Consider the following 13,209-nt stretch of genomic DNA (forward strand, 5'->3'; position numbering starts at 1 on the left):
TAAGGGGGGGCGCTCTCTTTAATTCTAATATTTTAATTCTATCATTCACCATACCGCTGAAGGTACAGCAGCAGCAGCAAGCTGTTAAAAAAGCCTGAAGCCAGGAAAGCATGAATTTCAAGCCAGATCAATTAAGCAAGCTAGTACTCGTTTTACTCTTCAGTGTCCTTAGTTCTTCGCTGCCAGCGCAGCACATGCCCCGGCAGGGAGTATACGTAGACAAGCAGGGAGTAATGCGGTGGCAGCAAGACAACAAAGAAGCCGCTTTTTTCGGGGTAAACTACACCGTGCCGTTTGCTTACGGCTTCCGCTCCCACAAAGCCCTGAACGTAGACTTGGAAAAAGCCATTGATCAGGATGTATACCACTTCGCCCGGATGGGTATTGATGCTTTCCGGGTGCACGTATGGGATACCGAGATCACGGACTCCGTGGGCAACCTCCTCGACAACGAGCACCTGCGCCTGTTCGATTATCTGATTTCCAAACTTAAGGAGCGCAACATCAAGATACTGGTCACGCCGATTGCGTATTGGGGTGCTGGCTATCCGGAACTGGACATGAAAACGGCCGGGTTTTCCAGTATCTATAACAAGCAGCAGGCGGTTACCGAGGAGAAAGCTTTCCTGGCCCAAGAGCGTTGTCTGGCGCAGTTTTTCAGGCACGTCAATCCATACACCAAGCTCACCTATCAAAACGACCCTGATGTTATTGCGATGGAAATCAACAACGAGCCCAAGCACAGTGGCCCGAAAGCCCGGGCTACGGAGTTCGTAAACCGCATGGCGCAAGTGGTGCGCGGCACCGGCTGGACCAAACCTGTCTTTTACAACATCAGTGAGTCGCCGACCTATGCCGATGCCGTGGCCAAAGCGAATATCGACGGCGTGAGCTTTCAGTGGTACCCCACCGGCCTGGTAGCCAACCATACCCTGCAGGGCAATCACCTGCCGCACGTAGACCAATACCGCATTCCGTTCGACACCATTCCGGAGTATGCCAGCAAAGCGCGCATGGTTTATGAGTTTGACGCCGGCGATGTGCTGCAACCCATCATGTACCCGGCCATGGCGCGCAGTTTCCGGACAGCGGGCTTTCAGTGGGCCACGCAGTTTGCCTACGACCCCATGGCTACCGCCTACGGCAACACCGAGTACCAGACGCACTACCTTAACCTGGCCTATACCCCCGCCAAGGCTGTAAGTTTAATGATCGCCTCCGAGGCGTTCCATACCCTGCCAAGGGGCAAAAGCTACGGCACCTATCCTCAAGACAGTGTTTTTGATGTGTTTCGGGTGAGTTACAAAGAACAGCTGAGCGAGATGAATGCTTCCCGGAAGTTTTACTATTCCGGCACTACCCGCACCAAGCCAGCCAATATCTCGAAGCTGGAGCATATTGCCGGTGTTGGCTCCTCTGTTGTTGCGAAGTACAATGGCACGGGCGCCTATTTCCTGGATAAACTCGGAAATGGCACCTGGCGCCTGGAGGTAATGCCGGACGCGATTTTTGTTCGTGACCCTTTTGCCAAAGCCTCCCCGGATAAGACTGTCTCGCGCATTGCCTGGAACGAACACCCGATGCAAATCAGCTTACCTGATTTGGGTGATGCCTATACCGTAACAGGTATGAACGAGGGAAACAGCTATCAGGCCACTGCTAAAGACGGCATCGTGCGTATCAAACCGGGCACGTACCTGATCGCAAAAAGCAACCGCCACAAAAACAGCCGACAGAATTTTGACGCTGCCTTGGGCACGATAAAACTAACAGAATTTGTCGCGCCGTCAGCAGGCAAGGAGGAGGTATATGTGGCCCATACCCCTTACCAGGAAGTGACCTCAGGCAAACCCGCCACGGTTACTGCCAGGGTTGTTGGCGCAGAGGCAGCAGCCAAGGTGACACTGCTGGCCACAAACCTGTCCGGTGGCAACGAAACCGTGCCAATGCAGCAGGTGCAACCTTATGTATACCAGGCGCAACTTCCGGCATCCCTATTATCGCCGGGAGTGGTGCGTTACCGAATCATGGTTGAGCCCAAGGCGGGCACGACAGTGGTGTTTCCGGGCGGGCACAAGGGCAATCCGTGGGCCTGGGACTATGTGGCTTCCGGTGATACCTGGGAAACCTTTGTGGCAGCCGGGCAGGGTGCACTACCGCTGTTTGACGCTACCCACGAACAGGACATCTATGTATACCCTAACCTCTGGCGCAGCAACGAGCGCCAAACGGTCGCGAGTGAAAAGCCTGGCCAACTGAGCCTGCGCTTGGCATCCGAAGTGAAGGCAGGGCAGGAGGTGATGGGCTGGCAACACTATGTTGCAAACAAAATGAAAGGCCGCCAGAGCGAATTGGCTTCCTTCGATAAATTGATCATTCGGGCACGCACCACCAAGGCAGGTCCGGTGCAGGCGAAAATCACTCTCATTACCGAGGATGCCGCAGGCCATGCGGCTACAATTACATTAACTGAGGAGATGCGGGACATCGAGCTTTCGTTAACTAGCCTGAAGCCCGCTGCTTTTATGCTATTGCCCCGCCCATACCCCGGTTTCCATCCTTTCTGGTTCAAGCCGGGTCAAACTGCGCCTTTTAACCTCAAGGACGTTGAAAAACTGGAGATAACTGTGGGCGAGGGATTACCGGAGGATGCAAAAGGCAAGTCTTATACCTTGGAAGTGGCAAGCATCTGGCTTCAGAAAGCAAAATAAGATACTCCATAGCACGACCATATGGATTGACAAAACGGCCTCAGGTTTTAACAGAGGTCAGAAAAAAGCACAGGCGAGGCAGTCTATGGCAGTTAAACAAAAGCACTGAAACTTAAGGCTGATCGAATATTAAGACCAGTTGGGTCATGCGAACGACATTTTAATACATCTACAGGAAATTATCCTTATCGGAGGGGGTGGGTTTGATTTGTAGACATCATATTGAACATCTTCATGACGCAGTGTGCAGTTGATAATAGTATAAGTGGCAGACTAGCGACGGCTGGCGTAAACGATGTACTGTTTGAGTATGCGCACAGCATCGATGAAAACGGCACCACCACTCTGTGTGCTACCTCTTTGAACTGAAAATAAACTAAATAACCAGATACCTATTTCTATGAAAAAAAATAGTCTACTTCAACTCGGCATGGCTTCGCTGCTCGCCCTGGCTACAGGGTGCAGCACCGGTGAGCAAACTGCCCAAGCCACTACAGCCCCTGCCAATACCACGGTAACCACTCCGGCCCAAAAGGCCGGCTCCTGGCCGAACGGCGTTACATATGAGATTTTCGTGCAGTCATTCTGCGACTCAGACAATGACGGGATTGGCGACATCAAGGGCATGACCTCCCGCCTGAATTACCTGCAGGACCTGGGTATTGAGGCCATCTGGCTGATGCCGATCAATCCCTCCCCGTCGTACCACAAGTATGATGTCACGGACTATTACGGCATCCACCCGGACTACGGCACCATGGCTGACTTCAGGGAGTTTCTGGCAGAGGCGCACAAACGGGGGATTAAGGTGGTGATGGACATGGTGCTGAACCACTCCAGTAACCAGCACCCCTGGTTTAAAGACGCGATGAGCGATACCAAAAGCCCCTACCGCGATTACTATGTATGGGCGCACAAAGACGATCCGCAGACCAAGGGCGAAGGGAAAGTAACGGGGGGAGACTCCGACAATGTGCAGCACTGGCACAAGGTGCCCAACCACGATTACCTGTATTACGGCTACTTCTACGGCGGTATGCCCGATTTAAACTTCGACAACCCGGCCCTGCGCGAGGAGGTGTACAAAATTGGCCGCCACTGGCTGACTGATATCGGGGTAGACGGTTTCAGGTTAGATGCCGCCCGCCATATCTTCCCGGACGACAGACCAAAAGATAACCATGCGTTCTGGGTGGAGTTCCGGGACGAAATGCGCAAGGCAAAAGAGGAAGTGTACCTGGTAGGGGAGGTATGGGCTCCGGCCGATATCGTGGCGCCTTACCTGGCGGGCCTGCCCGCATTGTTCAACTTCGAGATGAGTTGGGCTATATTGGAGGCGCTGAAGAAAGGGAAGGGAGATTCGTTGGCCCTGAAGCACGCCAACATCATCGACTATTACCAGAAAGTTAACCCGGACTTTGTAGATGCCACCATTTTGAGCAACCACGATCAGAACCGCATCATGAGCGAGCTGGGCAACGACATGGAAAAAGCTAAAGTGGCGGCGGCATTATTGCTGACACTCCCGGGGTCTCCTTATCTATACTATGGGGAGGAAATCGGTATGCGCGGCAAAAAACCAGATGAGCTCATTCGGGAGCCGTTTATCTGGGAAGAGAAAAGCCAGGATGCGTGCAGGGCGTCATGGGTGCAGCCGGAGTACAGCACCGACCAGACCGTAGTGCCGATGGCCCAGCAGCTGCAGGACCCGAACTCCTTGCTCAACCACTACAAGTCGCTGCTGAGGCTCCGGAGTACCAGTCAGGCGCTTCGCTCCGGCAACTTGCAACCAATTAAGCTAGGGGCCCAGAGCGTAAGTGCCTTTGCCCGCACCCATGGTGCCGAAACGCTGGTGGTACTGCACAATCTGGGCGATCAGGAACAAGCCGTGAACCTGCCAGCGACATACAGTGGGTTTACCAAAGTCCTTTTTAAGAACAAGGACCACAAGACTAGCGGCAACAACCTGACACTGGCCCCCTATAGCACTGTAATACTTGGAAAGTAAACATTAATGTTGAGCAACCAAGGCAAATATATGCTTTCAGATAATTCCATAGTTTGATTATTATGTTCATTAGTATACTATTTGTACTTTCTAATTAAATACTTGCTATACTAAAGTAAGGAAAATTTATACCCATACAGCCATACTGCTTGAAGGTACCACAGCATAAAGTGGTTTGAGCCAGGGCCTTCGATGCCATGAGCTGATAATGACACGAATTTCTGCCATTCTAGAACGGCAAAATAAATCGAGGCAACAGTAACTTCGCATAAAGTTACTGTTGCCTTTTTTCATGCCTCATGTGGCAAATGCTGTAGAGCAACCGGAAGCAGAAACTCGGTTGTGGGTGAAGTGATTAGTTACTCATGCACGAGGAAATATTTGTTTCAGTGCTACAATTTTATGAAATTTGTATTCTATAGCGTTGGCTTGTTTACTTTCTGGTTTTCAACGGGTCGTTTATAGGATAAACATAGACGCTTAGCGAGTGTTTGGGTAACTACGTTTTTGATTGGTTGGTATCCTGTCGGCTTTTAAAAGTTGCAGCAAAGGTAATCTTAACTCCATTATGGATAGAAGTGAACAGGATTGGTGGGAGGGCTTTAAGCGTGGCGACGAGACTGACTTCGCGCGGGTCTATCAAGGGTTTGCTCCAATTCTTCTGCGCTACGGGATTAAAATCTTTCGGGATCGCGATGCCGTCGAAGACAGTATACAGCAGGTATTCCTGACGCTTTGGCGCAGCCGTGAAAATGTTGCTACCCCCGCTAACATCAAAAACTATCTCTTAAAATCGCTGCGCAGCGAAATGCTCAAAAAGCTGAAGCACCAAAACACCTATACCTCTTTACCGGAAGACTATACCTTCGAAACCGAGGCTTCGTACGAAACCGACCTCATATGGGAACAAACCCAGGAGCAGACCAAGAGCAGACTGGAGCACCTGCTTGCTAAGTTGCCTCCGCGCCAGCGTGAGGTTATTTTTCTGAAATACTATAGCAACCTGAAATACGAGGAAATCGCCTCCATCATGGGCCTTGAGCAGGAGTCGGCTTACAAACTCACCTATAAGGCCATCAACAGGCTGTACAAGCTCTTGAACACTACCTTCTCAAACTCCCGCTAATTTTGAGCCCTTGCCTGTAACAAAGGGTGTAGCGACTTGTTCCTGTATAATAGCTGTGCAATAAGCCGCGGCGCATATTTTTTAAAAATTTCCGGATTTAAGAGGGATAAAATTCGACTTCACCTTCTATTACAGGTACAGGCGCGAAAGCGCTGCAATTCAGACTAAAATACGAACAGGACATTGCACATGAAGTACCAGCTTGCCAACGTAGCAGATTTTGCCACAGATGAAAGATTCGTTGACTGGGTAGTAGCCCCTACTGCCGAGAGCGAAGCGTATTGGCAGAACTGGCTGCTGAAAAACCCCCACAAAGCCACCACCCTGCACGAAGCGCGCGAATTGGTGCAAATGCTGGCTGCTGATGGGCATCAGGAAGAGGGGGATGCGGCAGTGGCGGCTATCTGGCAGCGTTTGCAAGGTGAGATGAGGGAAGTGAAACCACGGCAGGCCTCAGGCACGAAAGGGCGTACGCTTTCTTTTTTTAGTCTGCACAGCACTAAACTGCAGGTGGCTGCTTCTTTGGGGATACTGCTGCTCTTTAGCTTTTTCCTGTTCAACCGATTTCAGAAACAGACAGTAGCGTATACGACAGCTTACGGTCAAAAGCGTAGTATCACATTACCGGATAGCTCCGTAGTGACCTTGCATGCCAATTCCTCCATCCGCTTTGAGGAGGGCTGGGACGGCAATGCTCCCCGGCTGGTGCAATTGCAGGGGGAAGCCTATTTCTCGGTCAGGCACCAGCAAAACGACCAGAAGTTCGTGGTGCAGACCACCAATGGCAGCGAGGTAGAGGTGTTGGGGACCGAGTTTGATGTGGTGAGCAGGCCCTCCGGTAACCGGGTGGTGCTGGCTTCTGGTAAAGTGCGGCTTACATACCAGGCCAATGCCGCTGCAAAGCAAATCGTGCTGGCACCCGGCGATCTGGTGGAAGTGACGGCTGACGGGAAGCACGTGGTGCGCAAGCAGGTCCGGACGGAGCTTTATACCTCCTGGAAGGATAACAAAGTAATCTTCGACAATACCGCGCTAAGCACCATCGCCCAGATGCTGGAGGAAGTGTACGGCTATAAAGTGATCATACAACAAGAGGAATTGGCAACCCAGCAAATCACCGCTACCCTCGACGACAGGGGCGTGCAAAACATACTGGACACGATTTCGGAAACGCTGGGCGTGTCTGTACTGAAAAAGGATAACACAATAACTATAGGACTTTCAAATATATAACCCGATTTATGCAAAAAAAATACACCAGTAGGATACGGGCGTTTAGCCTTTCCACTGCTTTATGCTGCCTCAGTTTACCTGGCAATGCCCAGAATGCAAGTGGAGCTGGCGTAAACTTAGAGCTTGCCGCGAATTTCAGCGCAAAAGAGAATGGTTATACCAACAAGTCGCTGCAGCAGGTACTGACAGAGATCAGAAACAGATTCGGTATTCAGTTCTCTTACAAGGCCGATGTTGCCAAGAACGTGCAACTGCGCGTGCCTGCCTCGCTGAGCCAGGAGCAGGATGCGGATGCGCTGCTGACCCGCGTTTTAGTGCCGGCAGGCCTGGATTACCGCAAAGCAAACGGCGTGTACATTGTGTACAAGCCAGTGGCAGCAGCCGTAACCCCGACCACCAAGCCAATTGAGAAAAGCAGCCGCCAGCAGGATGTGACGGTTACCGGTACCGTGACGGACAATTCTGGTGTGGCGCTGCCGGGTGTAACGGTAGTACTGCGCGGAACCACACGCGGCACAGCCACCGACGCAAATGGCCAGTTTAGCCTTGCCGTGCCCGAGACCGGCGCGGTGTTGGTGTTCTCATACATCGGCTACAGCAACAAGGAAGTGCAGGTGGGCAACCAGCGCACCCTGAAAGTGACGCTGGGAGAGGATACCAAGGCCCTGCAGGAAGTCGTGATTGTGGGGTATGGCACCCAGAAGAAAAGCGACCTCACAGGTTCTGTCACGGCCGTGTCAGAGGATGATTTCCAGAAAGGTAACATCACCACGCCAGAGCAGCTTATCTCCGGTAAAGTGGCCGGTGTGCAAATCTCCTCGAACGGTGGTGCACCAGGTTCCGGAAGCCGCATCCGAATCCGTGGCGGCTCTTCCCTGAACGCCAGCAACGATCCATTAATCGTAATCGATGGCGTTCCGGTGGACAACGGCAGCGTGGCAGGATCCCCGAACCCGCTTTCGCTCATCAACCCCAACGATATTGAGTCTTTCAACGTGCTGAAGGATGCCTCTGCCACCGCCATCTACGGTTCCAGGGCATCCAATGGTGTGATCATCATCACGACGAAAAAAGGCAAGGCCGGTGAGAAGATGAAGGTGAGCCTGAGCTCGCTGGCGTCTGTTTCGCAGTTGCAGAACCAGGTAGACGTGCTGCGCGGCGATGAGTACCGCGACGCTGTGAACCGCTTTGCTACGCCGGAAAACGCGGCGCTGCTGGGCAATGTGAACACCGACTGGCAAGACCTGATCTTCCGGGACGCCATCAGCCACGACCATAACCTGAGCGTGACCGGGTCTGTAAAAAGCATTCCATATCGTGTGTCGGTTGGTTACCTGAACCAGGAAGGCATCCTGTTAACCTCTGAGTTGCAGCGCGCCACAGGAGCCATCAGCCTAAACCCAACGTTTTTCGACGACCACCTGAAAGTGAACGTGAATGTGAAAGGCATCGGCTCCGAAAGCCGCTTTGCCAACGAAGGCGTTATCGGCTCGGCTGTTGCCTTCGACCCGACGCAGTCGCCTTACGCTGACAACCCTTACGGGGGCTACTTTGAGTGGGTGAACAGCAACGGCAGCATTAACCCGCTGGCGCCACGCAACCCGCTGAGCGTGCTGGAGCAGACAGACAACCAAAGCGAGGTAAAGCGCAGCATCGGTAACCTGCAGCTTGACTATAAGTTCCACTTCATGCCGGCGCTTCGTGCCAACCTGAACCTGGGCTACGATGTGTCAGAGAGCGAAGGCCATGTGACGCTTCCGGCTACGCTTGCCTCCGTTTATACGCAGGGCGGCAGCTTAAGCAGGTATGAGCAGAGCAAGTCGAACAACCTGCTGGACTTCTACCTGAACTATGCCAAAGAATACCCTACCATTGATAGCCGCGTGGATTTAACGGCCGGTTACTCTTACCAGAAGTTCACGAACAAGGTGCCCGCTTTCCCAACCCTGAACGTGGAAGGCGACACGATTTCGCGTGCTCCAAACCCATTTGAGTCGAACAACGTGCTGTTGTCGGTTTTCGGCCGCTTGAACTATGCCTTTAAGGATCGTTACCTGTTAACGGCTACTGTGCGCCGTGATGGTTCGTCCCGTTTCAACCCAGACAACCGCTGGGGCACGTTCCCGGCACTGGCCTTCGCTTGGAGAATTGTGGAAGAGCCTTTACTGCAAGATGTGACCGCTATTACGGACCTGAAACTGCGCGTGGGTTACGGTATAACCGGCCAGCAGGACATCGGTAGCTTCTACCCGTACCTGGCCCGCTATGTGCCAAGTAACACGGAGGGCAGCTACCAGTTAGGCAACGAGTTCTACAGAACACTGCGGCCGCAGGGGTATGATGCCACCATTAAGTGGGAAGAAACGCAGACTTACAACGCAGGTATCGACTTCGGTTTCCTGAACAACAAGTTCTCGGGTAGCCTGGATTACTACTTCAAGAAAACCAAGGACCTGTTGGCCGTTGTGCCGGTTCCGGCTGGCTCTAACCTGACAAACCGACTGTTTACCAACGTCGGCAGCATCGAGAACGAAGGTCTAGAGGCCGTGTTGAACTACAATGCCATCAGCACCGACGCCATTACCTGGGACCTTGGTTTTAACGCGACGTATAACCGCAACAAAATCACGAGCCTGAGCAAAGTAGAGGACAAAGACGCAGTGGGTATACTGGTGGGTGGTATCGGTGGCGGCGTGGGTAACACCATCCAGGTGCACACCGTGGATTACCCGACCTTCGCCTACTATGTGTATAAGCAGGTGTATGACGACAACGGCCGACCAATTGAAGGGCTGTATGCTGACCTGAACGGCGATGGCGAGATTACGGATCAGGATTTGTACCGCTACAAGAACCCGGAGCCAAACGTGTACCTTGGTTTCACCTCGCAGCTGTCTTATAACAACTGGAGCCTTGGCTTTGTGCTGCGTGGTGCCCTGGGCAACTATGTGTACAATAACATCAAGGCCAACACCTTCTACGACAACCTCGACTGGGAAGGCTACCTGCTGACAATCCCGAGTTCAATCACCGAGTTTGGCTTTATCGGCAGGAACGACCCGAACCGTTTGTACTCTGATTACTTTATCGAGAACGCATCTTTCCTGCGCATGGATAACATCAACCTTGGGTATAACTTCGGCCGCATCCTGAACGATAAGGCGAACCTGCGCCTGACAGCCAGCGGACAGAACGTGTTTGTGATCTCTAACTATTCTGGTCTGGACCCAGAAGTGACCGGAGGCATCGACAACAACTTCTACCCAAGACCTAGAATTCTTTCTTTAGGTGCAAACCTGAACTTTTAATAAAAAGATCAACAAACGATGAATAAGAGATATATAGCAAGTATAGTGATGTCGGGCCTCCTGAGCCTGACAGCTGTTTCTTGTACCAGCGAACTGGACCAGACGCCTCCTTATGAGGTGACCTCGGCCACGGTTTACAAAGATTTCAGTAACTACAAGCAGGTGCTGGCCAAACTGTACGCGGGCTATGCCCTGACAGGCCAGCAAGGCCCTGCCGGCGACCCCGACATTACGGGTGGCGATGAAGGATTCTCCTCCTACCTGCGCCAGTACTGGCAGTTGCAGGAATTGCCGACAGATGAGGCGGTGATCGGATGGGGGGATGCGGGTCTGCCTGACCTGCACGACATGGACTGGACACCCAACAACCAGTTTATCACGGCCATGTTCGCCCGTATTTATTACCAGGTATCGCTCACGAACGAGTTTATTCGCGAAACAACGGATGCGAAGCTTTCTGACCGTGGCATAAGCGGCACCAATGCAGAACTTGCCCGCGAGTACCGTGCTGAGGCGCGCTTCCTGCGTGCCCTCAGCTATTACCATGCCCTGGACCTGTTTGGCAATGTGCCGTTTGTGACGGAGAAAGACGCTGTGACTTCTTTCCTGCCGGCGCAGATCTCCAGAGCCGACTTGTTCGACTACGTCGAGGCTGAGTTGCTGGCAATCCAGGACGAGTTGATAAATCCGATGCAGAACGAGTATGCCCGCGCCGACCAGGCCGCTGCCTGGATGCTGCTGGCTAAGCTATACCTGAACGCTGAGGTTTATACAGGCACGGCCCGTTACAACGATGCCGTCACCTACTCCCAGAAAGTGATTGACGCCGGCTTCACGCTGGAACCAAATTACGAGAACCTATTCTTGGCGGACAACAACAAGGCCAAAGGCATTATTTTCCCGATTGCATTTGACGGCTTGAGAACGCAGACGTATGGCGGAACGACTTACCTGGTGCATGCCCCTGTGGGCGGCTCCATGAGTGCCGAGAGCTTTGGCATTGACGGAGGCTGGGCCGGTTTGCGCACAACTGCTAAGATCGTGGAGCTGTTCCCAACGGCAACAGGCCTGATCGATGAGCGGGCCATGTTCCATACCGACGGACAGTCACGTGAGATCAACGACATAGGCCAGTTCTCCAACGGCTACCCAATCACGAAATACAAAAACGTGACCGCTAGCGGCCAGGTTGGCTCTCATCCGGGTAAGGTGTTCGTGGATACCGACTACCCGATGTTCCGTTTGGCAGATGCTTACCTGATGTATGCTGAGGCTGTGCTGCGTGGCGGCAACGGAGATCGTACCCGTGCCCTGCAACTGGTAAACGCGCTCCGCGAGCGTGCTTACAACAGCCCGGTCGGTAACATCACGGCCGGCGAACTGACCCTGCCGTTTATTCTGGATGAGCGTGCCCGCGAGCTAAGCTGGGAAGCGCAGCGCCGTACCGACCTGATCCGTTTCGGGTTGTTTACCGGCAGCCAGTATCTGTGGCCATGGAAAGGCGGTGTGAAAAACGGAAAAGCAGTAGAGGAGTGGCGTAGGCTTTACCCGATCCCGACTGCTGACATGATCGCTAATCCGAATCTGATTCAAAACACAGGCTATTAACAGAGGGAAAGGCATGGCATACCCGCGTGTGCCGTGCCAGCCTTTCTTTGCTAACATTCTAATTCATTTATATGAAAATCTGGTTAAATAAAATCTTTGCCCTTTGCCTGTGCTCCCTCGTGCTGATGTCGTGCGAGAAGGATGAGGACCGGGTAACTGTAAAAATAGGGGAGGCGCCAACGTTGGCTACCTCTGCCACATCGGTGGTGCTGGTAGAGGCGCAGGCCGAAGAAGAAGCCGTGACCTTTTCATGGAATCCCATGGACCTTAAATGGTCCGACGAGAACGTAAGCCACAGCAACGCCGTCAACTATATCCTGCAGTTTGATGCAGCGGGCAACAACTTTACCAGTCCTGAGGAAATTGAGGTAGGCAGCAGCACAAGCCACTCCATCACACATGGCCAGATGAATGCCCTGCTAAACCGTATGGAACTGACACCAGGCCAGGCTAGCAGCGTGGAGGTTCGGTTGTTCCCAGCTTTGGGCGACAACCAAACGCCATCGTACTCGAACACCATCGAGGCCAGCTATACGCCTTGGCTTGACAAACCGAAGTTCGCGACGGTATACATGGTTGGAGACGCGACGCTGAACGGCTGGAGCAACCCGGGGGGCATGGCCATGTTCCGCAGCGAAACGAATCCATTCCTGTTCACCTACACAGGTTTCCTGAAGGGCGGCGCAGTGAAGTTTGTGCAGAAAGACGGCCTGTGGGCACCACAGTGGGGAAGCGACGGCACCCCGACAGGTGTTGCCTTCCGAGCCACAGACGCTGACCCGGATCCGGGTACCTTCACGATTCCTGCGGACGGCTATTACACGGTTAACCTGAACCTGCGCAACATGACATTTACAGCCTTGCCATACGTAGCGGTTGGCGCGCAAACTTTTGATTCGATCGGTCTTATTGGTCCATTCACAAGTTGGAGCAGCGTAGTCCCGATGACGAACTCAACTTTCAACCCACATTACTGGAGCAAGGTGCACACCTTTACGGAGAATACGGAATTCAAATTCCGTAAGGCAGATGACCCTAACTGGACTTACAACTGGGGCGCCGGGGCTGACGCTACGGCGATTTACGGGAAAGGCGCTATCAATAGCCCGAACATCCAAGTGGCTGCCGGTACCTACCGCATCATCTTCAACGACCTGACCGGAAACTATGTGCTGATTAAGCAATAGGTTTTAAGACTCATACGCCGGAATTACG

8 protein-coding genes are annotated in these 13,209 nt (G+C 52.8%); all 8 read left to right on the forward strand.

Going from position 1 to position 13,209, the window contains the following annotated elements:
- Nucleotides 1-110 precede the first annotated feature (110 nt).
- The 8 genes from ACXYMU_RS10410 (at nt 111) to ACXYMU_RS10445 (ending at nt 13,181) form a co-directional block, all read left to right on the forward strand.
- Nucleotides 111-2,711: a cellulase family glycosylhydrolase gene (locus ACXYMU_RS10410; RefSeq protein WP_458986325.1), complete on the forward strand. Its 2,601-nt coding sequence runs from the start codon at nt 111-113 to the stop codon at nt 2,709-2,711.
- A gap of 234 nt (nt 2,712-2,945) precedes the next feature.
- Nucleotides 2,946-3,080: a hypothetical protein gene (locus tag ACXYMU_RS10415; protein ID WP_458986326.1), complete on the forward strand. Its 135-nt coding sequence runs from the start codon at nt 2,946-2,948 to the stop codon at nt 3,078-3,080.
- Between the two features lie 31 nt (nt 3,081-3,111).
- Nucleotides 3,112-4,719: an alpha-amylase family glycosyl hydrolase gene (locus tag ACXYMU_RS10420; protein ID WP_458986327.1), complete on the forward strand. Its 1,608-nt coding sequence runs from the start codon at nt 3,112-3,114 to the stop codon at nt 4,717-4,719.
- Between the two features lie 568 nt (nt 4,720-5,287).
- Nucleotides 5,288-5,845, forward strand: coding sequence for an RNA polymerase sigma factor (locus tag ACXYMU_RS10425; protein ID WP_458986328.1), 558 nt, complete (start codon nt 5,288-5,290; stop codon nt 5,843-5,845).
- Nucleotides 5,846-6,034: 189 nt separating this feature from the next.
- Nucleotides 6,035-7,078, forward strand: coding sequence for a FecR family protein (locus ACXYMU_RS10430; protein WP_458986329.1), 1,044 nt, complete (start codon nt 6,035-6,037; stop codon nt 7,076-7,078).
- Nucleotides 7,079-7,086: 8 nt separating this feature from the next.
- On the forward strand, nt 7,087-10,386 hold the full coding sequence (locus ACXYMU_RS10435) for a SusC/RagA family TonB-linked outer membrane protein (RefSeq protein WP_458986330.1): 3,300 nt from the start codon (nt 7,087-7,089) through the stop codon (nt 10,384-10,386).
- A gap of 18 nt (nt 10,387-10,404) precedes the next feature.
- Nucleotides 10,405-11,994, forward strand: a complete 1,590-nt coding sequence (locus tag ACXYMU_RS10440; protein ID WP_458986331.1) for a RagB/SusD family nutrient uptake outer membrane protein — start codon at nt 10,405-10,407, stop codon at nt 11,992-11,994.
- A gap of 71 nt (nt 11,995-12,065) precedes the next feature.
- Entirely contained in the window at nt 12,066-13,181 is a 1,116-nt protein-coding gene (locus ACXYMU_RS10445; RefSeq protein WP_458986332.1) for a SusE domain-containing protein, read from the forward strand.
- Nucleotides 13,182-13,209: the final 28 nt, after the last annotated feature.

Source organism: Pontibacter sp. CAU 1760, from assembly GCF_054482735.1.